This is a genomic window from Marinobacterium rhizophilum (genome assembly GCF_024397915.1).
GTDB lineage: Bacteria > Pseudomonadota > Gammaproteobacteria > Pseudomonadales > Balneatricaceae > Marinobacterium_A > Marinobacterium_A rhizophilum_A.
The window spans coordinates 605,755-627,225 of record NZ_CP073347.1; the positions used below are offsets into that span (position 1 = coordinate 605,755).

Sequence of the window (21,471 nt, forward strand, 5' to 3'; positions counted from 1 at the left end):
CGGGTAAAGGAATGCCTTGGCCTGCACGTGCTGCGCAAAGGCCGGGAGTATGGAGTAGGGGGTGTTCGCCGGCCAGTGCCGGATGCACTGGCGGCGAGTTGTGCTGGCCTCGGGCCGGTGCGCTTTTAGAGATCGGCTGCCGCGGCTTTGAGGCGCGCGTAGATATCAGCCAGGCGCGCATCCAGGGCATCACCCACAACCAGCTTGGCGGTATCGCCTTTCTGTTCGATCGCCGCGATCAGTTCGGGATCTTCAAGGGCGGCCGCAAAGGCGTTCTGCAGTACAGAAACTGCTTCTGTAGGAGTGTTGCCGGGCGCCCACCAGACATTGTTCAGGCAGGATATGACGTCGTACCCCAGCTCCTTGGCTGTGGGCGTTTGCGGCAGTTGCGGGTTGCGCTCCTCGCCGTAGTAGATCAGGCCCTTGAGCCCGGGGTTGGCCGCTATCGGCGCCGCCACCAGTACGGCGGTCTGGGTGTGGTTGCCCAGCAGCGATGCGATACGATCAGAACCGCCGCCGACGTTAACCAGGCCGACCTGCATGTCGGCGGCCTTGCTGATCATGGCCGTGGTGAAGTGAGCGGCACTGCCAAGCAGGGTCGCATCCTTGATTTTTTTCGGGTCGGCCTTGGCCTGGGCGATCCAGCTGTCGGCGCTGTCGATGCCGGATTCCGATCCTGTCGCCGTCACCAGGCAGGTATTGTTGGTTTCGGCCACCGGCGTGAAGGCGCGGTAGTCGAACTTTAGCTTGCCCTGCAGCTCGGTGGTCATCAGGGTCTGGTGCAGGTACAGCAGGGTATGGCCATCGGCGTCAGCCTTGTGAGCCTGGCGAACACCGATGGTGCCACCGCCTCCGGGGACGTTGATCACGGCAATGGGCTGGGACAGCAGTTGCTTTTCTTCGATGGTCTTGATGATCAGCCGTGCCATGACATCACCCTGACCGCCGGCGGCGAAAGGCACGATGACCTTGATGGGCTTGCTCGGGAAGCTGTCGGCCCAGGAGGGCATGGCAGTCAGTGCTGATACGCCAAGCGCGATGCCGGCAATGAGGCGGGACAATGGTTTCATGCTTGTGAACCTCGCAGTGTTGTTATTAGAGCGGGACCCGTAGGTCTGATTGCGAACTTGCAGTAACTGTACAATCTGCAAATCTATAATTAAAATGATAAAAATATTGTCAAGTATATCAAATTGATATGAATACAGATCCGCGGCACCTGCTGCAGCTATCGGTCATTATCGAGCTGGGCTCATTCAGCCTGGCGGCACAGCAGCTGAACCTGACGCAGCCGGCGCTGAGTCGCAACATGAAAATCCTGGAAGATCGCGTCGGCGTCCAGCTGATCGATCGCAGCCACAAGAAAGTGCAGGCAACCCAAGCCGGCCGGGCTCTGGCGGTGCAGGGGCACAGCATCCGCATGGCAACGATGCAGGCATCTGAGCATGCCAGGGATATCAGTACCGGCAAGGCCGGTCTGCTGCGCATCGGTGTGCCGCCGATGCTTTCCGAGTACCTGCTGAGCGCCATGATTACCGACTTTTTGAAGGACAACCCCAATGTAAATGCGATCTTTACCAGTACGCTGATGGTTGATCTCATCGACAAGCTGGAACTTGGGCAGCTGGATGTGGTGATAGGCCCGCTGGTGCTGAGTGACGAGTCCCGCGGTTTGCAGGTGCAGCAACTCTGGAGCGACAGCATTAGTATCTTTTGCCGCAAGGGGCATCCCTTGACGCAGTATTCCAGGGTGAGCACGCAGCAGCTGCGGGGGGCAAAATGGATTACTCACCCCGAGCGCAGTTTTTTGCGTGCGCAAATGGACAGCTGCCTGATATCGGCGGGTTTGACCGAGATCGGTGTGGCTATCGAGGTGGATTCGCCCATATCGATCATTGCGATGGTGCAAAACTCGGATTACCTCAGCATGCTGCCCTGTGTGCCGTTGCAGTCGCTGGTGGATTCCGGTGTGCTCGCCGTCCTGCCGTTCGAGTCGAACATGCCCAGTCGGCATACCGGGGTGATTACGCGCAAAACAGACAGGCGTACCCTGCTGCTCGAGCGTTTCATCGATTTTCTTGCCGTCAAAGGTCAAGCCCGGGATGGTGCGCGCTAGCCGAGGTGCCGTGCGTGCAGCGGGGGAAGGGGGCTTGGCGTTTGCCCAAGCGACTCACAAAAATAAAGGGCGCTTTCTCAAGCGCCCTTTATGTTGGAGCCTTAAAGGCTAGCTCGTACGTTGCGTGATATAGGCATCGTAGTCCGGCACCCGGTAGTCATGGCTCTGGTTCATCAAGGCGGAGCCGATGACGAAATCCGCGGTGCTGCGATTGCAGGCCACGGGCACGTTCCAGACCGCGGCGATGCGCAGCAGTGCCTTGACGTCCGGGTCATGGGGCATGGGTTCAAACGGGTCCCAGAAAAAGATCACCATGTCGATCTGCTGGTCCACCAGCATGGCGCCGATTTGCTGATCGCCGCCCAGCGGGCCGCTGATCAGCTTGCTGATCGGCAACTGCAGTTCGCGCTCCAGCAACAGTCCGGTGGTGCCGGTGGCATAGAGCCGGTGCTGGCTGAGCTGCTGCAGGTTCTGCCGCGACCAGTCAATCAGCTCGTGCTTCATGTTGTCGTGGGCAATCAGCGCGATGCGCTTGCGGGCCGGCATCTGAATCACTTTCTGCTGCATCGGATCTCCTTGAAGACTGGCAGGCGAGGCGTTAGCGCCCCGCCTCTTCGGCCAGGCTGCGGCGCTTGTCGTTGAAGTACTTGATCAGGCTGCGGGTGGAGCTGTCGTGCTTGTCGGATACGGCGTTGCCGGTCAGCTCTGGCAGGATCTGCTTGGCCAGGGTCTTGCCGAGTTCGACGCCCCACTGGTCAAAGGAACAGATGTCCCAGATCACGCCCTGTACAAAGATCTTGTGCTCGTAGAGCGCAATCAGTGCGCCCAGGGTGCGCGGATCGAGGCGTTCCAGCAGCAGGGTGTTGGTCGGGCGATCGCCGGCGTGCACCTTGTGCGGTATCAGCGCGTCGATGGCTTCGGGCTTCATGCCCTTGGCTTCCAGGTCGCGGCGCACTTCGTCTTCGTTGATGCCGTTCATCAGGGCTTCGGTCTGGGCGAAGAAGTTGGCCATCAGGTTTTCATGGTGGCCGCGCACCGGGGTGCTGCTTTCGATGGAACCGATAAAGTCCGCCGGCACCACGGTATTGCTTTGGTGCAGGTACTGATAAAAGGCGTGCTGGCCGTCGATACCCAGGGATCCCCAGATGATCGAGCCGGTGCTGTAGGGCACGGGCTTGCCGTTGCGGTCCACTGATTTGCCGTTACTTTCCATTTCTGCCTGCTGCAGGTAGGAGGCAAAGCGGGCCAGTGGCCAGTCGTACGGCAGGATGGCCTGGGACTGGCGCCCCAGGAAGGTGCTGTTCCACAGACCGATCAGGGCCAGCAATACCGGGGCGTTCTTTTCCAGCGGCGAATCGCGGAAATGAATGTCCATCTCGTGGGCGCCGGTCAGCAGCTCTTCAAACTGCTTGAAGCCCAGGCACAGGGCGATCGGCAGGCCGATCACCGACCACAGCGAGTAGCGCCCGCCGACCCAGTCCCACATCTGGAAGGTGTTTTCCGGCTTGATGCCAAAGGCCTTTACGGCCTCGTGGTTGCTGGAGACCGCCACGAAGTGGCTGCCGACGGCGCGTTCGTCAAAGGCCGAGGACATCAGCCAGTTGCGTGCGGTCTGGGCGTTGGTCATGGTTTCGCTGGTGGTAAAGGTCTTGGAAGCCACCACGAACATGACGCGCTCGGGGTTGAGCGGGCGCAGCACGTTGGCGATCTCGACGCCATCGACGTTGGAAACGAAGTGCACCTTGACGCGGTCATCGGCATAGCGGCGCAGAGCCTGGGTGACCATGCGCGGGCCCAGGTCCGAGCCGCCGACCCCAATATTGACGACGTCGGTAATGCGCTTGCCGGAATAGCCGCGCCACTCGCCCTTGCGTACCGAGTTGACGAAGGCCTTCATGCGGCCCAGTTCATGGTTGACCGCTTCCATGACGTTCTTGCCATCGAGGTACACCGGCGTGTTGGTGCGGTTGCGCAGGGCTGTGTGCAGCACGGCGCGGTTTTCGGTGGAGTTGATGCGGTCACCGTGGAACATGCGCTCGCGCCAGTTCTCCACGCCGGCTTCCCTGGCCAGGTTCAGCAGCCCCTCGAGGGTTTCATCCGTAACCGGGTTCTTGGAGAAATCCAGCAGGATGTTCTGCACTTGCAGTGAGTACTTTTCGTAGCGGTTGGGGTCCTGTACGAAGAGGTCTCGCAGGTGGATATCACGGGTTTCGTCGGCGTGATTTTTCAGAAATTTCCAGGCGTCAGAATCTGAGATGTTGGGCATCTCGGGCTCCTTTAGTAGGGTTACCGATCAACAGTTGTAGACCAGGGTGAGTCTTAGTTGTGTTAATTTACGTAAATTAAGTTAAATAACAAGTTTTTTATCATTGTATTTTCGTATTTTTTATTATTATTTGTATTTTGTTCGTAAATTTTTGCAGGATGCTGGGGCGCAACGTTGTCAGTCGGTGAGTCGTTGTGCCCCAAGGTTACTGCATCAGTATGGCTGTGATGCCCAGGCCTGCAAACAGTATGCAGGCGCCGCGCCGCGCCCAGGCCAGTGGCAGGCGCTGCATCAGCCAGTTGCCGGCGTAGATCACGGGAACATTGGCGACCATCATGCCCAGCGTGGTGCCGATGATCACCCCTAGAATGGCATCGTCAAAGCGCGCCGCCAGTATGACGGTGGCAACCTGGGTCTTGTCACCGATTTCGGCGATGAAAAACAGCACGCAGCTGGCGACAAAGGCGCCGTAGCGCAGCACGCCGGCATCGCCATCGTCTTCCTTGTCGGGGATCAGTACCCAGAGGCCGACGGCGATAAAGCTCAGTCCCAGGATCCAGGGCTTCCAGGCGGCGGGTATCCAGTGGGCAACCCAGGCGCCAAGCCAGGCCGAGAGTGCGTGATTCAGCAGGGTCGCGACCAGGATGCCGGCAATGATGGCGTTGCGCCGGGTAAAGCGCGAGGCGAGAAAAAGCGACAGGAGCTGGGTTTTGTCACCGATTTCGGCGATGGCAACGGCGGAGGTCGAGGCAAGCAGGGCATCCATTGAGCAATAATCCTCGGCGGGCTGAATTGAAAGTACCAAGACACAGCAAACCGGCCCGCCAGGAGCAGCTTGTTGTGTCTCAGGTCTCATCAATCCCGCAGGACGTGACTGCCATGAGCATGAGGCTCAAGTATGTTGACAGCCACTCGGGCCGGCGCAGCCGACCGGAAGATTACTCCCCCAAGAACGGCGCCGATTTTAGGGTACCGGGCCTTCGGGTGCAACGCCCGATGGGGGTTTTGCCGGGCAAACGGCTTGTTGCGTCACTTTTGCCAACCCCTGACTACACTTAGCGTATCGACAGCCCGGGGTGCTGCAATGGCGAAAATTACCTACATAGAGCCGGACGGTCATCGGCAGACGCTGGATGTTCCCGATGGCTGGAGCGTGATGGAAGGCGCGATCGATCGTGAGCTCGATGGCATCGTGGCCCAATGTGGCGGCGGCTGCAGCTGCGCAACCTGTCATGTGTATGTACTGTCCGGCGCTGTCGGTGAGCCGGGGGAGGAAGAACTGGAAATGCTCGAACTGGTTGCCGCCGAACGCAAGCCCAACAGTCGCCTCAGCTGCCAGCTTGAGGTGAGTGCGGCGCTTGATGGTCTGGTGGTACAGATCCCGCAGACGCAGTACTGATCGGCGTCGCGACTGTTCAGAAGCCAAATTACGCAAGGAGGTAAGAGTCATGCTACCTGATATCAAGCAAATCCTGTATGCGTCGGACCTGGGTGAGAACTCGGTGCCGGCGTTGCGCATGGCGGTGAAGCTGGCCCTTGCGCACGGTGCCAGCGTGACCTTTCTGCATGTGGTGGAGGTGCTGAGCCCGTCCACCGAGGCGTTGATCGACACCCACTTCGAACCCGAGGTGCTGGCACAGTTGCGCAAGGCCGGCATCGATGATCTTCGCAGCAAGATGACCCAGCGGGTGGAGACTTTCTGGGCCGAGGAGCTGCCGACGGGCAAGGCCGAGGCGCTCGGCAAGCCGCTGGTGCTGATAGAGAAGGGTAATGTTGAGGAAAAAATTCTGGCCACGGCAAGGCAGATGGACGTGGACATGATCGTCATGGGCACCCGCACCCATACGGCACTGGCGAAGATGTTCATGGGCTCCAGTGCCCAGCGTGTGATGCAGCACAGCGACCGCCCGGTACTGATTGTACCGCTGCCTGCAGAGTAAGCCGTTTTGCAGTGGAATCCACCGGGGGGACGGCGTATGCTGGCGCCCCCGACTTTACTGCCTCCGGAACGCCGATGCTCAGCTATCGACACGCTTATCATGCCGGCAACTATGCCGATGTCCTGAAACACCTGGTGCTCGCCCGTACCCTCGAATACATGACCTCCAAGGACAAGCCGCTGCTGTACCTGGATACCCATGCCGGCGCCGGCGGTTATCACCTGGGTGCGGCCATGGCGAAAAAGACGGCGGAATTTGAAGAAGGCATCGGGCGTCTCTGGGGACAGCCCCTGCCCGATGTGCTGACGCCCCTGATGGCGGTACTGCGCACAATGAACGCCAAGGGTGCGCTGGAGCACTATCCAGGCTCGCCGCTGGTGGCGGCGCAGCTGTTACGCTCGCAGGATGCGCTGCGGCTGTTCGAGCTGCACCCCAGTGACCACCGCTTGCTGATCGAACGTTTCAGTCGGGACCGCCGCGTGCGCGTCGAGCGCAGTGACGGCTTCGCCAGTCTCAAGGCACTGTTGCCGCCAGCCTCCAAGCGTGCGCTGGTGCTGGTTGATCCGCCCTATGAGAACAAGGGGGACTACCGGCAGGTGCTCAAGGCGGTGCTGGAGGGGTACAAGCGCTTCCCGACGGGTACCTACCTGGTCTGGTACCCGGTGGTGGTGCGGGCCCGTGTCGATGATATGGTGCGGGGCTTCAAAAGCGCCGGTGTACGCAACCTGTGGCAGGTGGAGCTGGGGCTGGGGCCGGATACGCCGGACTTCGGCATGACATCCAGTGGGCTCTTCATGATCAACCCGCCCTGGACGCTGCCGGGCGAGCTGAAGGATGCGCTGCCCCTGCTGCAGAACCTGATTGCGCCCGAGCAGGGCCGCTGGCAGCTGAATCAGTTGACGGGCGAATAGCTCGCCTGAACCCGGCAGTATCTGCCGGGTTCAGCCTGCAGTGCGCCTCAGGCGTCCGTCTTGGTGACGAAAGGCTGGGGCAACTGAAACTCGGTGGGCTGGCGGCGCATCGGGCAGATAAAGTTGAGCCGGTGGGCAACCAGCAGCAGGCCCTCGCGATTCTTGTTGCCCTCGCCGTAACGCGGATCCCCCATTACCGGGTGGCCAATATGCGCCAGGTGGCGGCGGATCTGGTGGGTGCGGCCATGCTCGATGCGGATCTCCAGCACGCTGGTGTTGCGCTCGGCGTCATATTCCAGCCGTGTAAAGTGGGTGATGGCGGCCTTGCCGTCCAGCGCCAGATCCACAGTGCCCTCCAGCGGCGCCTCCCCCAGCACCACTGCCTGGTAACCTTTCTCAACGGCGCCGTCCTGGAACAGTTTCGACAGTATGGCGGCCATCTTCTTGTTGTGGGCCAGCAGGATCAGGCCACGGGTTTCGCGATCCAGCCGGTGTACCGGATAAATCTCCCGCTTGTGGCCATAGGCGAGCTCCGCCATGCGCGGCAGTGCCATGTGATCGCCATAACGGGTGCCCTGGGACATGACGCCGGCGGTCTTGTACCAGAGGGTGTAGCCCATGCGGTCTTCAATGGCGCTAAGCTGGGGTGGCTTGAGTTCCAGCAGGGCTTCGTCGTAGTAAAGTTCGATCCGGTCGCCGGCCTTGAGCGGGCTGTTGGCGCGACGCAGTCGACGCTCGTGGCTGCCCCGTATCAGCCAGACGGCACCCTTGTTCATCGCATCCTTGAGGCGTTTCTTTGGCAGGCCGGTGGCCTCGGTCAGGTATTCCAGTGCGTTGTCGACGGCCGCAGGCAGCGTGCGTTTCAGTTCCATGGGATCTGTCTCTGTAATTAAGGAGGCAAGTATACAGATGTTGCGGGCGCTTGAGGTGCGCGCATTGGGCGCAGTGCCTCAGCGACTTGCCGTCTGCTCGGCAATCAGCAGGAACTCGTGATTGCCGTCGCCACCGGTAATGGGGCTGGGCATATAGTGCTGAACCTGCAGATCGAGTGACGCGCAGTGCCGGCGAATGCTTGTTTCGACCTGCCGGAAGAGGCCGGTGTCGCGCACAATGCCGCCCTTGCCGATACCGCTGCGGCCGACCTCGAACTGGGGTTTGACCAGGCTGATCAGGCGGCCCCGGGTACGGATCAGCGGCGCCAGCGCCGGCAGGATCTTGGTCTGGGAAATAAAGGAGACATCCATCACCGCCAGGTCAAAGCCGGCACCGTCACGGCTCAGGGGCAGCAGCTGCTGCGGGTCCAGCGCTCGGGCATTGACGCCCTCCAGGCAGGTCACGCGGGGGTCGGCGCGCAGGCGTGGGTCCAGCTGATCGTGACCCACCTCGATACCGACCACGGCGGCGGCGTCATGCTGCAGCAGGCAGTCGGTAAAGCCTCCCGTTGACTGGCCCACGTCGATAGCGACGAGCCCGGCCGGGTCCAGTTGCAGCTGTTCCAGGGCGCCGAGCAGCTTGAGGGCACCGCGGGACACGAAACGATCCTGCGGGTCGGCACTGACGCTCAGTGGCGTTTCGTCATCGAGCTTCAGGCCGGGCTTGGTGATGGTCTGCCAGGCATCGTTCAGGCGGGCCTGCACGCGGCCCTCCCTGATCAGGCGCTGGGCCTGGGTACGGGAGCTGGCCTGCGCCCGGGCGACCAGGATCATGTCGATTCGCTGCATGAAATGTAGAAGGCTCCGCGATATAAACTAGGGCGCCATTATAAGCCGTGAGCACGATGGCGCAACGCCGGACCCCGTCCCTGCTGTCCCGATGATGGCCTGGATGCACAACAGGTGACTGAAAATTCCTGCGCGCTTGGGCTACACTGCTGAAAACCTTCAGGAATTGGATTGATGAAAGGATACCTACCGTTTCTGTTGCTGGCTGGAGCCTGGGGGCTGGCGTCGCCAGTGATGGCCGCCAGCGAGCAGGCCATTCGCGATTGCCAGGCCAGCAGCATGAATCCGCTGGTGGTCGGCGCCTGCATCAAGCAGCTGACCTCCAAGGCAGCACGGATTGAGGAAATTGACTGTCGCAAGGACCTGGAATGCTGGGGCAAGCACAACGAAGAGCGCGCCCAGCGCAACTGTGCACCTGGCTTTGCGCGCGCGGCGCAGTGGGATGCCAACTGGTGGAAACTCTGGGATGAGCAGGAGATGACCCATGTGCGCTGGCGCTCGCGCCGCGAGGGTACGCTGGAATATTACGTCGACAGCGGCGGTATGCGCCTGATTTGCGGCTATGATCCCGACTTGCCGCAGCGGGTGCAGGTGCAATATGGGCCGGCGCTGGGTGATGTTGGGTTTGAGCTCTAGCAGCCCGGCGGAGTACCGGGCTGGGGCGCGAGGCACAAACGCAATTTAACTCGAGGTTGCACAAAAAAGGACCGGCAATTGCCGGTCCTTTTTTGTGCCTTGCGTCAAACTGGATCAGAGATCCTTGTGTTCGGCAAAGAACTCGCGGGTCACCTGGAAGACCACCGGGCTCAGCAGCAGCAGGGCGATCAGGTTGGGGATCGCCATGAAGGCGTTGAGGGTATCGGCCACCAGCCAGATGAAATCCAGGCTCAGGACTGCACCGGCAGGAATCGCCAGAATCCACAGAACCCGGTAGGGGGCAATGGACTTGACGCCGAAGATATACTCGACACAGCGCTCGCCGTAGAAGGACCAGCCGATAATGGTGGTAAAGGCAAAGATTGCCAGGGAAATCGCCACCAGGTAGTTGCCAAGGCCCGGCAGTGCATGGGCGAAGGCCGCAGAGGTCAGTGCCGCGCCGGACTCGCCGCCGGTCCAGGTGCCGGACGTCACGATAACCAGACCTGTGATCGAGCAGATCAGGATCGTATCGATAAAGGTACCCAGCATGGCGACCAGGCCCTGGCGCACCGGGCTCTTGTTCTGCGCAGCGGCGTGGGCAATGGGGGCTGAACCCAGGCCCGCTTCGTTGGAGAAGATACCGCGCGCCACACCAAAGCGAATGGCGGCCCAGACAGCGGCGCCGGCAAAGCCACCTTCAGCTGCAATCGGCGAGAAGGCATGGGTGAAGATCAGGTCCAGGGCGTGGGGGATCTGTTCGGCATTGATGAAGAGAACGACCAGGCCCGCCACGATGTAGGACACCGCCATCACCGGCACCAGGGCGCCTGCCACATGACCGATACGGCGGATGCCGCCGATCAGGACCGCGCCCACCAGTACCATTACGAGTACACCGGTCACCCAGGTGGGCGTACCGAAGTTGGACTCCATTACGCTGGCGATCGAGTTGGCCTGTACGGTGTTACCGATACCAAAGCCTGCGATGGCACCGAAGATGGCGAAAGCCATGCCCAGCCAGGCCCACTTGCTGCCCAGGCCGTTCTTGATGTAGTACATGGGGCCGCCGACATGGTTGCCTTCTTCGTCGACTTCACGGTATTTGACGGCCAGAACGGCCTCGGCGTACTTGGTGGCCATGCCGACGAGGGCGGTGATCCACATCCAGAACAGCGCGCCAGGACCGCCGAGGAACACGGCGGTGGCGACACCGGCGATATTACCGGTACCCACGGTCGCTGACAGGGCGGTCATCAGGGCCTGGAACGGTGAGATTTCACCGGAGCTTTCGTCACCACTGGCGGTCTTGCGACCCCGCCACAGCAGCTTGAAGCCGGTACCCAGCTTGAGTATGGGCATCAGGCGCAGCCCCAGGGACAGGAAGAGTCCGACGCCCAGTATCAGGACCAGCATCATTGGCCCCCAGACAATACTGTTAATCTCTCCGATGATGGATTCGATCATTTCCATTAGAGGTAAGCCTCCTCGTTGTTATTGTTATCACCCGTCCCCGGGTAGGGGTTCGGCATGATATGAAGCCACCTGGCGATCAGCACAGGGGTGGCTGCAGTACGGTTCGACGCGACAGGTGCAGGGCACCGGCTTCTGTCGGTTATGTGTTTCGTGTAGGAAACAGATTCTATTTTAATCAGTTAACATTTCATTTGAAGCTATTTTTCCTCTTTCGAGGAAATTTTTATATTCTGCGTCGGGCACCAGGCGTCCGCCGGTCGTCCAGATCAGCTGTGTCGACTGCCCGGACAGCGACTCCAGCCCCTGGCTGCGAAGGTAGTCAGTGCCTTCGCTGAACAGTCGCGCGGGGCCCTGGATGCCCGCCGCGGCGGAGGGTTCGATGGCGATCTGTTCGCTGGCCTGCAGCCGGTACAGGTCACGGTAGAGGCTGTCGTCTGAAACCGTGTAAACCCCGGCCAGCTGACTGCGAATACGGCTGCAGACCCATTCGGACGCCAGCCCCACGGCCAGGCCATCGGCTTCGGTCTGGCAATTCAGGCCGATATCGTAGACCGAAGGCGTGCTCGGATCCTGCACGCCGAGCAGCACGCAGGGAGCCTGGGCGGGCTCGGCAAAGAAGCAGTGCACCGCGGCACCAAAGACCTGTTTGAGGCCAAAGCAGATACCGCCGGGCGCGCCGCCGACGCCGCAGGGAATATAGACCATTAGCGGATGTTCTGCGTCGACCGGGATGCGGGCCTTGGCCAGCTGGTCTCGCAGCCGCAGTGCCGCCACGGCATAGCCGTAAAACAGGCGGGGTGAGTTTTCGTCATCGACGAAGTAGCCACGGGGGTTGGCTTGGGTTTCGGCGCGGCCCCTGGCAACGGCGGCGCTGTAGTCACTGGCGTGCTCGATGACGCGCACGCCAAAGTTGCGTAGGCGCTGTTTCTTCCATTCCTTGGCATCGCTCGACATATGCACGCAGGTATCAAAGCCCAGCGCTGCGCCGATCACGCCGATGCTCAGGCCCAGGTTGCCGGTGCTGGCAACGCCCAGCAGGTGCTGTGCAAAGAGTGTGCGGGCTTCGGGGCCGGCGAGCTTCTGGTAGTCGTCATCGGTGCTGTGCAGAATGCCGGCGGCGAGGGCCAGGGATTCGGCATGGCAGAGTACTTCATGGAAGCCGCCGCGGGCCTTGACGGAGCCGGCGATCGGCAAATCATGGTCGGCCTTCAGCAGCAGGGTTCCCGGCACGGCGAGCGCCTGTTGCAGGGCGGGGACGGGCAGCAGGGGGGATTCGATCAGCCCCTGGCTGTGCGCAAGCTCGGGAAACAGCCGGACCAGCAGCGGGGCACAGCGTTGCAGCCGGGCGGCGGCGTCCTCGATGTCCTGCAGCTGGGGTTCGGGCGCCGTCTGGCTATAGGCCGGGTTTAGCCAGAATAATGGTTTTCCAAGGGCTAGCCGCTGTTCAATGGTGGGTGAGTTTTGTGCTGGCACCATTTATCCTTCATAAGTGGCTGTATCGAGGCGCGAATTCTGGGCTCAGGCTCGAGTAACCACAAGCAATGAAAATTCAATGCGCTTATAGCTCAGCTAAAGCTTAGCCCAGGTTAAAGTAAGCCAAGTTTAGACCCAAATCGGCATTTTGGGTCTACGCAAACCGGTGGGGCTCTGCTTTACTGAGTGCTTGACTGATACAGGCCCGGAGCCCTTGATGATTAATGCCCAGATTCTTGCAGCCCTGCGAACCTTTGAGGTGGCGGCCCGTGCGCTGAGTTTTACCCGCGCCGCCGAGCAGCTGCACGTCACCACCGGGGCCGTCAGCCAGCAAATCAAGCACCTGGAAACCCAGCTGGGGTTCAAGCTGTTTGAGCGTCTGCCCAGGGGGCTTAATCTCACCGGTGAAGGTCAGCAGCTGTATCTGGTGGTGCACAAAAGCCTGCAGGATCTGGATGGCTGCGTGCAGCGCCTGCAGCGCCAGATGCTGGAAGGGCAGATTCGTTTCAGGTCCACGCCATCCCTGTTGTTCAAGTGGCTGGTGCCGCGACTGCATCTGTTCCAGGCGGGCTACCCGGATATTCGCGTCGAAACCTTCGCCGAGGAGTCCCTGTTGCGCACCGAGCCAAGGGATTTCGACCTGGCAATCGATTACAGCTTTGGTGTCTACCGCGAGCTGGTGGCGACACCGCTACTGCAGGAAACCCTGTTTCCGGTGGCCAGTCCGGAGTATCTGGACACACGGAACTGGAAGGATCCTGCCAGCTGGCATGACGTTACCCTGTTACATGATTCCATGGCCTGGCACGAGGCGCGCCGCGATGCGGAGTGGCGTTTCTATCTGGACGAGGCCGGGCTGGGGGCGGTGGACAGTGATCGCGGTCACTATTTCAACCGGGCAGATCTGGCGATGGAAGCGGCGGCGGCGGGGCTCGGGGTGGCACTGGCACGTGGCCGGCTGATCGATTCGGACCTGGAGCGCGGGCGCCTGGTGGCCCTGTTACCGGCATTGCCCTCCTGCTGTTCCTACTACCTGATTCACCGGCCGGGCGCACTCGACAACCCCCGCATTCGGGTGTTTTTCGAATGGTTGTGCCAGCTGCCGGACGTGAGTATCTGATAGGTAGTCTAGGTAGTTGTTCTCCACAGCTTCGCTGCGGAAGTCGGAATTCGCTATGCTCATTCCATACGGGGTGTTGTTTGTAGTCTGATGAGTGAGCGAAGCGAATTCCGGGAAATGAGCCCCAAGCGAATTTCGAGGTGGCTTCTGTATTGTGTGTTTATTGCTCCTTGCCCCTTGCCCCTTGCCCCTTGCCCCTTTCGACCCCTTGGGGTCGCTGCGGTGCTGATGCTTCTGAGCCTGTCGATGAATAGCCCCTTTCTCGTTAATAGGTACGGGGCTTGTTGATGTCGATGGGTAGCGCCAGTGATTCCTTCACTTCTTCCATCACGATATAGCTCTTCGAGTTCTTCACCCCTGGCAGTGTCAGCAGCATTTCCCCCAGCAGCTCGCGGTATTCCGTCATGTCGCGGATGCGCGCCTTGAGCAGGTAATCCGAGTCGCCCGACACCAGGTGGCATTCCATGATGTAGGGCAGCTGGGCCACGGCCTTGTTGAAGCTGTCGAAGGCATCGGGTGACTGGTAGGACAGGGCGATCTCGACAAACACCAGCATGCTGTAGCCCAGGGCCGCCGGGTTGACGCGCGCATAATAGCCCTCGATATAGCCGTCTTTTTCCAGCCGTTTGACCCGCTCCATGCAGGGGGTGGTGGACAGTCCGACGCGGTCCGCCAGCTCGGTATAGGAAATGCGCCCCTCGAACTGCAGCGTACGCAGAATATTCATGTCTATTCGGTCAAGTTTGCGCTTTTTTTGACCGCCGCTGAAAGTTTCCATAATTATTTCCGGTCATTGTCATTATTGGCAGATTATTATCCGTATAAATGACAAAAACGCAAAAAAATTCTGAGAATTGTTCCCTATACTGCAATACATATTCTTGCTGTAGTTTAAAAAATAACCAGAGGGTAGCCAAATGCGCGTAATCGTTCTCGGTAGTGGTGTTGTCGGTGTTACCAGTGCCTGGTATCTCGCCAATGCAGGGCATGAGGTCACGGTCATCGATCGTCAGTCCGCGGCGGCGATGGAAACCAGCTACGGTAATGCCGGGCAGGTATCGCCGGGTTATTCGGCGCCCTGGGCTGCACCCGGTGTGCCCTTCAAGGCCGTCAAGTGGCTGATGCAGGACCTGTCGCCACTGATGATCAAGCCGACGACGGACTACCAGTTTTACGAGTGGATGAGCAAGATGCTCGCCAACTGCACCGAGAAAAAATACCACGTCAACAAGGGTCGCATGGTTCGCATCGCCGAGTATAGCCGCGACTGCCTCAAGACCCTGCGCCAGAGCATCGATATCGACTACGAACACCGCACTGGCGGCACCCTGCAGCTGTTCCGGACCCAGAAGCAAGTGGACGGTTCCGCCAAGGATATTCAGGTGCTGCGCGAGCTGGGCGTACCCTTTGCCGAGCTGGATCGTCAGGGCTGCGTCAGCAAGGAGCCGGCACTCAAGTATGTGCAGGACAAGATTGTCGGTGGCCTGCAGCTGCCAGGCGACGAAACCGGTGACTGCTTCAAGTTCACCCAGGCGCTGGCGGCGCGCTGCGAAGAGCGGGGCGTGAAATTCATGTACAACACCCAGATCGATGGCCTGATCATGGAGAAGGGTGACGTTGCCGGTGTGAAAACCGCGGCCGGCGTCATGAAGGCGGATCGCTACCTGGTGTGTATGGGCAGCTATAGCCCGATGCTGCTCAAGCAAATCGACATGCGTGCGCCCATTTACCCGGTGAAGGGTTACTCCCTGACGCTGCCGATCATCGACGAAAGCCGCGCGCCTGTGTCCACCGTGATGGACGAAACCTACAAGGTGGCGGTTACCCGCTTCAATGACCGTATCCGTGTCGGCGGCAGTGCGGAGCTGGCGGGCTTCGACCTGTCGATGCCGGAGAAGCGCCGTGCCAACGTCAACTTCGTGGTCTCCGATCTGTTTGGTGGTGGTGGTGACATGGAGCGTGCCGAATTCTGGACCGGCCTGCGCCCCATGACGCCGGATGGCACGCCGATCCTGGGCGAGACCCGTTATCCGAGCCTGTACCTGAATACCGGTCATGGCACCCTGGGCTGGACCATGTCGCTCGGCTCGGCCAAGTTTGTCTCTGACCTGATGAGTGGCAACAAGACCGATATCGACCCTGCGGGCCTGGGTATCGATCGTTACCCCTTCGCCTACGCGGGCTGATCGCCGGTTGCATTGAGCGCGAAGCTGCGGCCCCGGCGGCAGCTTCGCAGGGGCCTGGCTGCGTGATTCTGTCGCAGGGGCGCAGCAGCTAGTCGCTGACATTTGGCATCGAATCAAGGACACTTAGGCTTGTGGTTCCGGACTCCTCCGCCGGGGCTGCAATCCTAAGTGGCCTGCTGATCATTTGTGCTTCAGCATCAAGGCATTAACAGCGATTTATAAAATCAGTACCAAGGAAGTAAAATGGCTAACCGTAGCATCATCAATACCGAAAAAGCCCCCGCAGCAATCGGCACCTACTCCCAGGCTGTCAAGGTGGGTAACACCACTTACATCTCCGGTCAGATCCCGCTGGACCCGGCCACCATGGAAGTGGTCAACGAGTCCTTTGAAGCCCAGGCCGTGCGCGTATTCGAGAACCTCAAGGCGATCGCTGAAGAAGCCGGTGGTTCGCTGGATCATTGCGTCAAGCTGACCATCCTGCTGTCGGATCTCGCCAACTTCGCCCAGGTCAACGAAGTGATGTCCCGTTACTTCTCTGAGCCGTACCCGGCCCGTGCAGCCTATGCCGTCAAGCAGCTGCCCAAGGCGGTGGATATCGAAGTCGAAGCCATCATGGTAACCGGCGAGTAAGATTCGACGCCGGGGCGGGCGCTGTCCGCTCCCGGCTGTTCGCAGCGTAATCGGCATTCGGAGGAATGAGTATGAGTCGTGCAGCCAAGGCCAGTATCGATCTGGCCGCCATCCGTCACAACTATCGTCTGGCCCGCTCGCTGGCGCCCAATGCCAGGGCGGCGGCGATCATCAAGGCCAATGCCTACGGGCACGGCGCCGTGAAGGTGGCCCAGGCGCTGGCCGCCGAGGCGGATGCCTTTGGGGTGGCCTGTATCGAAGAGGCGATGGAGCTGCGTGACGCCGGTATCAAGCAGCCTGTCGTGCTGCTCGAGGGGTTCTTCGACGCCGATGAGCTGGATTACATTGCGCGCAACGGTCTCTGGACTGCGGTGCACAGCGAGCACCAGATTGATGCGCTGGCGGCGGCGGATCTGCCGTCACCGGTAAATGTCTGGCTGAAGATGGATTCGGGCATGCATCGACTGGGTATTCCGCCGCGCGATTTTCATGCGGCCTATACCCGGCTGCGTGCCTTGCCGCAGGTCGGCGAGATCACCCTGATGAGTCATTTTGCCTGTGCCGATGATCTGGCGCAGGATACCACCGAGCGCCAGATCGCGGTGTTTGATCAGGCGGTGGAAGGTATCGATGCCCCCCATAGCCTGGCCAACTCACCGGCGACCCTTGCCTGGCCCCAGGCGCGGCGCGACTGGCTGCGTCCGGGGCTGATGCTGTGGGGGGCGACACCGTTCGAGGTGGCGCAGGACGAGGCTGCGAAACTGCAGCCGGCCATGACGCTGAGCACCGAAATCATCGCCATCCACGACCTGGACGTGGGTGATGCCGTGGGGTACGGGGCCAGCTTTATCTGCCAGCGTCCGAGCCGCATTGCCACCATCGCCATGGGCTACGGTGATGGCTATCCACGTCATGCCGTCAGCGGCACCCCGGTGGTGGTCAATGGTCAGCGTACGGTAACGGCCGGCCGGGTCTCCATGGACATGATGACCATTGATATCACCGATATTGCCGATGCGAAAATTGGTGATGTGGTGGAACTCTGGGGGCGCCAACTGCCCGTGTCCGAAGTGGCGCAGTTCTGCAGCACCATTCCCTACACCCTGCTGACCTGCCTGACGCGCCGGGTGGCGCTGGAGTACCATAACGCCTGAGCGATAAGGTGGCTGCAAACGGCAGTGCATGAAAAAGCCCGCTACCGGATAACCGGTGGCGGGCTTTTTTGTGTCTTGCCAGTTTGCAGGGCCTTGATGGCAACCGAACTGCAATCAGGTGAGCCTGGTTGCGGTTCGGGCTGTTGCGCTCTGCTTACTTCTGCGGCGGGCGACGGTTCGGTGCTGCGCCGTCACGCGGCTTGCCGCGACCCTTGTTGGGGGCGCCGCGACCAGGGCCGTTCGGACGACGGGCGCCGCGCGAGGGGGCGCCGCGATCCGTATCCGGCGTTTCGCCTGCCGGGTGAATGTTCAGGCGCTGACCGCAAACGAAGGCCTTCTTCAGCACCTGCATGACCTTGGCGGGCATGCCGGCCGGAAGGTCAACGGTGCTGTAGTCATCGAACAGGTCGATCTGGCCGATCAGGTTGGCCGCCATGTTGGCTTCGTTGGCGATGGCGCCGACGATGTTTTTCGGCATGACGCCGTGGCTGCGGCCTACCATGACGACGAAGCGCTGCATTTCGATTTCCGGGTGATCCTTCAGCGGGCGGGCTGTGGGGTTCACATTGATCGGTCCGCGGCGTTCGCGTGGCTGGTCGTTGTATTCGCGCGGCTGCGGAATTTCACGCTCGTCCAGCAGCAGCGGCGTTTCGCCCTGGGCCAGCACGGCCAGGGCGGCAGCGATCTGCATCGGATCGGTGTCGTGTTCTTTCTGGTAGTCGGAGAGCAGGTCCAGGTAGGTGGAGATCTCGCCGCTGTCCAGGGTGTCGCTGATGCGCTGCATGAAGCGTTCAACGCGCTTTTCATTGATCACGCCCACGCTTGGCAGTTCGATGCGCTCGAGCGGCTGGCGGGTAGCTTTTTCAATGGCGTAAAGCATGCGGGTTTCACGCGGTGCCACGAACAGGATGGCCTCGCCCTTGCGTCCGGCGCGGCCGGTACGGCCGATGCGGTGGACATAGGATTCGGTATCGTAGGGGATGTCGTAGTTCAGCACGTGGCTGATGCGTTCAACGTCCAGACCGCGGGCCACAACGTCGGTGCCGACCAGGATATCGATCTTGCCGGCTTTCAGGCGCTCGACGATGCGCTCGCGCTGCTGCTGCGAGATGTCACCGTTGAGGGCTTCGGCGGCATGGCCGCGCGCGGACAGCTTGCTGGCCAGTTCTTCGGTGGCAGACTTGGTGCGCACGAAGATCAGCATGGCCTCGAAAGATTCGATTTCGAGGATGCGGGTCAGGGCTTCCATCTTGTGGTGGCCGCTGACGCGCAGGTATTTCTGCGTGATGGTCGGTGCGGTCGAGGTCTTGCTGACAATCCGGACTTCTTCGGGATCGTTCAGGTATTTCTGTGCCACGCGCTTGATCTGTGACGGCATGGTGGCCGAGAACAGGGCAATCTGGCGCGTCTTGGGCGTGTGCTCAAGGATCCATTCGACATCGTCGATAAAGCCCATGCGCAGCATTTCGTCGGCCTCATCCAGCACCATGGCGCTGAGGGAGTCGAGTTTCAGAGAGCCGCGACGCAGGTGATCCATCACGCGGCCCGGGGTGCCGACAATGACCTGGGCGCCGCGCTTGAGCTGGCGCAGCTGGGTGTCGTAAGCCTGGCCGCCGTAGATCGGCAGGACGTGGAAGTCCGGCATGTGCTTGGCGTACGACTGGCAGGCCTCTGCGACCTGGATGGCCAGTTCGCGTGTCGGTGCCAGCACCAGCATCTGGGGCTCGCGACGGGTAGTGTCCAATCGGGACAGTAGTGGCAGAGCGAAGGCAGCGGTTTTACCGGTACCGGTCTGTGCCATGCCAAGCAAATCCTTGCCGGCGAGCAGGTGCGGAATACTAGCCGCTTGAATCGGAGATGGAGTTTCGTAACCGACATCGGTCAGTGCCTTGAGCACCGGTTCGGACAGACCGAGAGAGGTAAAGGAGAGCTGTTCACCAGCATCTGACATGGATTGAAGTACCTGTGAAACGTGAGACCCCATGCCGGGGGCACAGAATCTGGATGGGGGAAAAGGTCGCGTATTATACAAAATAACGGATTACAAGTCTATCGCTGTCAGTGTGCGCAGCTGCAAAAGCGGGACGCTGTACGGTTCAGAACGTATAATGCCGCGCAGCCATGCATTGTCGGGCAGTCTGAGTGCCGACACCAGGAGTAACAGATGACCCACAACCAGCAAGACAGTACACCAGAGTGCCCGGAGCAGCCCAGCGGGGAGCTGTTGCTGCGCACCCTGGCGATGCCCGCCGATACCAACACCAACGGCGATATCTTCGGCGGCTGGATCATGTCCCAGATGGACATCGCCGGCGGTATCCTGGCCCAGGAAATTACCGCCGGTGCCGTGGTCACTGTGGCGGTGGATTCGATGAAATTTATCCGGCCGGTGCAGATGGGAGATGTGGTGTGCTGCTACGGGGAAATGAAGCGACTCGGCAATACCTCATTGGCACTGCACCTGGAGGTCTGGGTGCGCCCTCGCCTGAGTCGTGGCCAGGGTAGCAGCCACCTGTCCAAGGTTACCGAGGCGCTGTTTACCTACGTTGCGATCGATGAAAATGGGGCCAAGCGCCCGATTCCCCGCGACTGATTGCTGTGCGTGTATTGCTGCTTTCAGCCTACGATGCTGCCAGTCATCAGCACTGGTATCGCCAGTTGATGGCGGGCCTGCCGCACTGGGACTGGACACTGCTGACCCTGGCGCCGCGTTACTTTTCCTGGCGTATCCGGGGGAACAGTCTCAGCTGGGCCTTTAACGAGCGTGAAACGCTGCAGCGTCCCTACGACCTGGTGCTGGCAACCTCCATGACCGACCTGTCGGCACTGCGTGGCCTGGTGCCGGCGCTCACGCAGGTGCCGACGCTGGTGTATTTTCACGAAAATCAGTTTGCCTATCCTGAGTCGGACCGCGCCTTCAAGGCGGTCGAGCCCAGAATCCTCAATATTTACACGGCACTGGCGGCCGACCGGGTGCTGTTCAATTCGGCCTACAACCGGGACAGCTTCCTGGCAGGGGCGGCGGCATTGCTGAAAAAGCTGCCTGACCAGGTGCCGCCCGGCGTCATTGGACTGCTGCAGGCGCGCTCCTGCGTGCTGCCGGTGCCGCTGGCGGATGCCAGCTTCGAGCCAGCGCTGCCCGGCGATGCCAGCTTCGCGGCCCGCTGGGGGGCGGCGGGCGGCGAGGGAGACAGTGCGGGCAGCGCAAGGCCTGTGCGGATCTTGTGGTCGGCCCGCTGGGAGTACGACAAGGGGCCGCAGCGGCTTCTCGCCATTCTGCGAGAGCTGGAAACACGGCAGATCGACTACCGGCTTTGCCTGCTGGGGCAGCGCTTTCGCCATACGCCGGCGGAATTTGACGAGATTGGGGTGCGTTTTGCCCACCGGCTGGTGCAGTTCGGTTTCGCGCCTACGCAGCAGGACTACCAGGCCTGGTTGCGCTCGGCGGACCTGGTGCTGTCCACCGCCGAACACGAGTTTCAGGGGCTGGCCGTGCTCGAGGCGCTGGCGGCGGGTTGCCTGCCGGTGCTGCCGGATCGACTGGTGTATCCGGAGTTCGTGCCGGCGTCGGGCCTGTACGCCGATGGTGGCAATGATATTGAAACAGAAGCCCGCCATGCCGCCTGCCTGATTGAGCGCCAGGCGGCCCGCATCGCCGGGTCTGCACCGGCTGTTCGGCCGGGTGAGAATTTGTCTGCGCAGCTGCGCCGGCGCTTTGCCTGGGCGAGCCTCAAGGGCGACTATGAATCGTTGCTGCTCGCGCAGGCGCAGGCCGGTGCCGGCGCCTGAGCTGTTGCCGGCACTGGCGATGGCCTATGCTGTGAGGCAGATTCATTCCT

The 21,471-nt window shown here is 60.9% G+C and carries 21 protein-coding genes; 11 read left to right on the forward strand and 10 right to left on the reverse strand.

Translation table 11 applies throughout. The annotated features are described in order from the left end of the window. Positions 1-125: 125 nt before the first annotated feature. Positions 126-1,070 carry a Bug family tripartite tricarboxylate transporter substrate binding protein gene (locus KDW95_RS02645; RefSeq protein WP_255854703.1) on the reverse strand — a complete coding sequence of 315 codons (945 nt, stop codon included), beginning with the start codon at positions 1,068-1,070 and terminating at the stop codon, positions 126-128. 128 nt (positions 1,071-1,198) lie between these two features. On the opposite strand from KDW95_RS02645, the gene KDW95_RS02650 reads away from it, so the two are divergent. Then, positions 1,199-2,116 (forward strand): LysR family transcriptional regulator, encoded by a 918-nt coding sequence (locus KDW95_RS02650; protein WP_255854704.1) that lies wholly within the window; start codon positions 1,199-1,201, stop codon positions 2,114-2,116. 108 nt (positions 2,117-2,224) lie between these two features. Here KDW95_RS02650 and KDW95_RS02655 read toward each other — a convergent pair whose 3' ends face one another. From KDW95_RS02655 to KDW95_RS02665, 3 genes are all read right to left on the reverse strand, one after another. Beyond that, positions 2,225-2,683: a methylglyoxal synthase gene (locus tag KDW95_RS02655; protein WP_255854705.1), complete on the reverse strand. Its 459-nt coding sequence runs from the start codon at positions 2,681-2,683 to the stop codon at positions 2,225-2,227. Between the two features lie 31 nt (positions 2,684-2,714). Then, a complete protein-coding gene (gene pgi, locus KDW95_RS02660) occupies positions 2,715-4,382 on the reverse strand; it encodes a glucose-6-phosphate isomerase (protein WP_255854706.1) in 1,668 nt (555 codons plus the stop codon). 205 nt (positions 4,383-4,587) lie between these two features. After that, a complete protein-coding gene (locus KDW95_RS02665) occupies positions 4,588-5,148 on the reverse strand; it encodes a TMEM165/GDT1 family protein (RefSeq protein WP_255854707.1) in 561 nt (186 codons plus the stop codon). A 318-nt stretch (positions 5,149-5,466) separates the two neighbouring features. Between KDW95_RS02665 and KDW95_RS02670 the strand changes: the two genes are divergently transcribed. The 3 genes from KDW95_RS02670 to KDW95_RS02680 all read left to right on the forward strand — a co-directional run bounded on the left by KDW95_RS02670 (position 5,467) and on the right by KDW95_RS02680 (position 7,233). Continuing rightward, positions 5,467-5,781, forward strand: coding sequence for a 2Fe-2S iron-sulfur cluster-binding protein (locus KDW95_RS02670; protein WP_255854709.1), 315 nt, complete (start codon positions 5,467-5,469; stop codon positions 5,779-5,781). 49 nt (positions 5,782-5,830) lie between these two features. Beyond that, on the forward strand, positions 5,831-6,322 hold the full coding sequence (locus KDW95_RS02675) for a universal stress protein (protein WP_255854710.1): 492 nt from the start codon (positions 5,831-5,833) through the stop codon (positions 6,320-6,322). 74 nt (positions 6,323-6,396) lie between these two features. Next, positions 6,397-7,233 carry a 23S rRNA (adenine(2030)-N(6))-methyltransferase RlmJ gene (locus tag KDW95_RS02680; protein ID WP_255854711.1) on the forward strand — a complete coding sequence of 279 codons (837 nt, stop codon included), beginning with the start codon at positions 6,397-6,399 and terminating at the stop codon, positions 7,231-7,233. Between the two features lie 47 nt (positions 7,234-7,280). Here the strand turns inward: KDW95_RS02680 and KDW95_RS02685 are convergent, their stop codons facing one another. Then, positions 7,281-8,105: an RluA family pseudouridine synthase gene (locus KDW95_RS02685; RefSeq protein WP_255854712.1), complete on the reverse strand. Its 825-nt coding sequence runs from the start codon at positions 8,103-8,105 to the stop codon at positions 7,281-7,283. Positions 8,106-8,183: 78 nt separating this feature from the next. Then, a complete protein-coding gene (locus KDW95_RS02690; protein ID WP_255854713.1) occupies positions 8,184-8,954 on the reverse strand; it encodes a TlyA family RNA methyltransferase in 771 nt (256 codons plus the stop codon). Positions 8,955-9,128: 174 nt separating this feature from the next. Here KDW95_RS02690 and KDW95_RS02695 point away from each other — a divergent pair, with 174 nt between their 5' ends. Continuing rightward, complete coding sequence (locus KDW95_RS02695; RefSeq protein WP_255854714.1) at positions 9,129-9,590, forward strand: hypothetical protein; 462 nt, start codon at positions 9,129-9,131, stop codon at positions 9,588-9,590. A gap of 114 nt (positions 9,591-9,704) precedes the next feature. On the opposite strand, the gene KDW95_RS02700 is transcribed toward KDW95_RS02695, so the two are convergent. Next, on the reverse strand, positions 9,705-11,063 hold the full coding sequence (locus KDW95_RS02700) for an alanine/glycine:cation symporter family protein (RefSeq protein ID WP_255854716.1): 1,359 nt from the start codon (positions 11,061-11,063) through the stop codon (positions 9,705-9,707). 174 nt (positions 11,064-11,237) lie between these two features. After that, positions 11,238-12,542, reverse strand: a complete 1,305-nt coding sequence (locus KDW95_RS02705; protein ID WP_255854717.1) for a D-serine ammonia-lyase — start codon at positions 12,540-12,542, stop codon at positions 11,238-11,240. 214 nt (positions 12,543-12,756) lie between these two features. Here KDW95_RS02705 and KDW95_RS02710 point away from each other — a divergent pair, with 214 nt between their 5' ends. After that, complete coding sequence (locus KDW95_RS02710; RefSeq protein WP_255854719.1) at positions 12,757-13,659, forward strand: LysR substrate-binding domain-containing protein; 903 nt, start codon at positions 12,757-12,759, stop codon at positions 13,657-13,659. A 265-nt stretch (positions 13,660-13,924) separates the two neighbouring features. On the opposite strand, the gene KDW95_RS02715 is transcribed toward KDW95_RS02710, so the two are convergent. Further along, a complete protein-coding gene (locus KDW95_RS02715) occupies positions 13,925-14,437 on the reverse strand; it encodes an Lrp/AsnC ligand binding domain-containing protein (protein WP_067383672.1) in 513 nt (170 codons plus the stop codon). Positions 14,438-14,576: 139 nt separating this feature from the next. Here KDW95_RS02715 and KDW95_RS02720 point away from each other — a divergent pair, with 139 nt between their 5' ends. The 3 genes from KDW95_RS02720 to alr all read left to right on the forward strand — a co-directional run bounded on the left by KDW95_RS02720 (position 14,577) and on the right by alr (position 17,632). Beyond that, complete coding sequence (locus KDW95_RS02720; RefSeq protein ID WP_255854720.1) at positions 14,577-15,845, forward strand: D-amino acid dehydrogenase; 1,269 nt, start codon at positions 14,577-14,579, stop codon at positions 15,843-15,845. Positions 15,846-16,088: 243 nt separating this feature from the next. Then, positions 16,089-16,478 carry a RidA family protein gene (locus KDW95_RS02725; protein ID WP_255854721.1) on the forward strand — a complete coding sequence of 130 codons (390 nt, stop codon included), beginning with the start codon at positions 16,089-16,091 and terminating at the stop codon, positions 16,476-16,478. Between the two features lie 71 nt (positions 16,479-16,549). Beyond that, positions 16,550-17,632 (forward strand): alanine racemase, encoded by a 1,083-nt coding sequence (alr, locus tag KDW95_RS02730; protein WP_255854723.1) that lies wholly within the window; start codon positions 16,550-16,552, stop codon positions 17,630-17,632. A gap of 154 nt (positions 17,633-17,786) precedes the next feature. Here alr and KDW95_RS02735 read toward each other — a convergent pair whose 3' ends face one another. Continuing rightward, complete coding sequence (locus KDW95_RS02735; RefSeq protein WP_255854724.1) at positions 17,787-19,583, reverse strand: DEAD/DEAH box helicase; 1,797 nt, start codon at positions 19,581-19,583, stop codon at positions 17,787-17,789. Positions 19,584-19,796: 213 nt separating this feature from the next. On the opposite strand from KDW95_RS02735, the gene yciA reads away from it, so the two are divergent. After that, positions 19,797-20,225, forward strand: a complete 429-nt coding sequence (gene yciA, locus KDW95_RS02740; protein ID WP_255854725.1) for an acyl-CoA thioester hydrolase YciA — start codon at positions 19,797-19,799, stop codon at positions 20,223-20,225. A gap of 5 nt (positions 20,226-20,230) precedes the next feature. Continuing rightward, on the forward strand, positions 20,231-21,421 hold the full coding sequence (locus tag KDW95_RS02745; RefSeq protein ID WP_255854727.1) for a tRNA-queuosine alpha-mannosyltransferase domain-containing protein: 1,191 nt from the start codon (positions 20,231-20,233) through the stop codon (positions 21,419-21,421). Positions 21,422-21,471: the final 50 nt, after the last annotated feature.

Excerpts from the sequence above, each read along its gene's own strand:
- pgi (WP_255854706.1), bottom strand. The coding sequence starts at position 4,382 with ATGCCCAACATCTCAGATTCTGACGCCTGGAAATTTCTGAAAAATCAC.
- KDW95_RS02720 (WP_255854720.1), top strand. The coding sequence starts at position 14,577 with ATGCGCGTAATCGTTCTCGGTAGTGGTGTTGTCGGTGTTACCAGTGCC.
- KDW95_RS02670 (WP_255854709.1), top strand. The coding sequence starts at position 5,467 with ATGGCGAAAATTACCTACATAGAGCCGGACGGTCATCGGCAGACGCTG.
- KDW95_RS02680 (WP_255854711.1), top strand. The coding sequence starts at position 6,397 with ATGCTCAGCTATCGACACGCTTATCATGCCGGCAACTATGCCGATGTC.
- KDW95_RS02735 (WP_255854724.1), bottom strand. The coding sequence starts at position 19,583 with ATGTCAGATGCTGGTGAACAGCTCTCCTTTACCTCTCTCGGTCTGTCC.
- KDW95_RS02695 (WP_255854714.1), top strand. The coding sequence starts at position 9,129 with ATGAAAGGATACCTACCGTTTCTGTTGCTGGCTGGAGCCTGGGGGCTG.
- KDW95_RS02665 (WP_255854707.1), bottom strand. The coding sequence starts at position 5,148 with ATGGATGCCCTGCTTGCCTCGACCTCCGCCGTTGCCATCGCCGAAATC.
- yciA (WP_255854725.1), top strand. The coding sequence starts at position 19,797 with ATGACCCACAACCAGCAAGACAGTACACCAGAGTGCCCGGAGCAGCCC.
- KDW95_RS02645 (WP_255854703.1), bottom strand. The coding sequence starts at position 1,070 with ATGAAACCATTGTCCCGCCTCATTGCCGGCATCGCGCTTGGCGTATCA.
- KDW95_RS02705 (WP_255854717.1), bottom strand. The coding sequence starts at position 12,542 with ATGGTGCCAGCACAAAACTCACCCACCATTGAACAGCGGCTAGCCCTT.
- alr (WP_255854723.1), top strand. The coding sequence starts at position 16,550 with ATGAGTCGTGCAGCCAAGGCCAGTATCGATCTGGCCGCCATCCGTCAC.
- KDW95_RS02700 (WP_255854716.1), bottom strand. The coding sequence starts at position 11,063 with ATGGAAATGATCGAATCCATCATCGGAGAGATTAACAGTATTGTCTGG.
- KDW95_RS02685 (WP_255854712.1), bottom strand. The coding sequence starts at position 8,105 with ATGGAACTGAAACGCACGCTGCCTGCGGCCGTCGACAACGCACTGGAA.
- KDW95_RS02655 (WP_255854705.1), bottom strand. The coding sequence starts at position 2,683 with ATGCAGCAGAAAGTGATTCAGATGCCGGCCCGCAAGCGCATCGCGCTG.
- KDW95_RS02710 (WP_255854719.1), top strand. The coding sequence starts at position 12,757 with ATGATTAATGCCCAGATTCTTGCAGCCCTGCGAACCTTTGAGGTGGCG.
- KDW95_RS02675 (WP_255854710.1), top strand. The coding sequence starts at position 5,831 with ATGCTACCTGATATCAAGCAAATCCTGTATGCGTCGGACCTGGGTGAG.
- KDW95_RS02690 (WP_255854713.1), bottom strand. The coding sequence starts at position 8,954 with ATGCAGCGAATCGACATGATCCTGGTCGCCCGGGCGCAGGCCAGCTCC.
- KDW95_RS02715 (WP_067383672.1), bottom strand. The coding sequence starts at position 14,437 with ATGGAAACTTTCAGCGGCGGTCAAAAAAAGCGCAAACTTGACCGAATA.
- KDW95_RS02725 (WP_255854721.1), top strand. The coding sequence starts at position 16,089 with ATGGCTAACCGTAGCATCATCAATACCGAAAAAGCCCCCGCAGCAATC.
- KDW95_RS02650 (WP_255854704.1), top strand. The coding sequence starts at position 1,199 with ATGAATACAGATCCGCGGCACCTGCTGCAGCTATCGGTCATTATCGAG.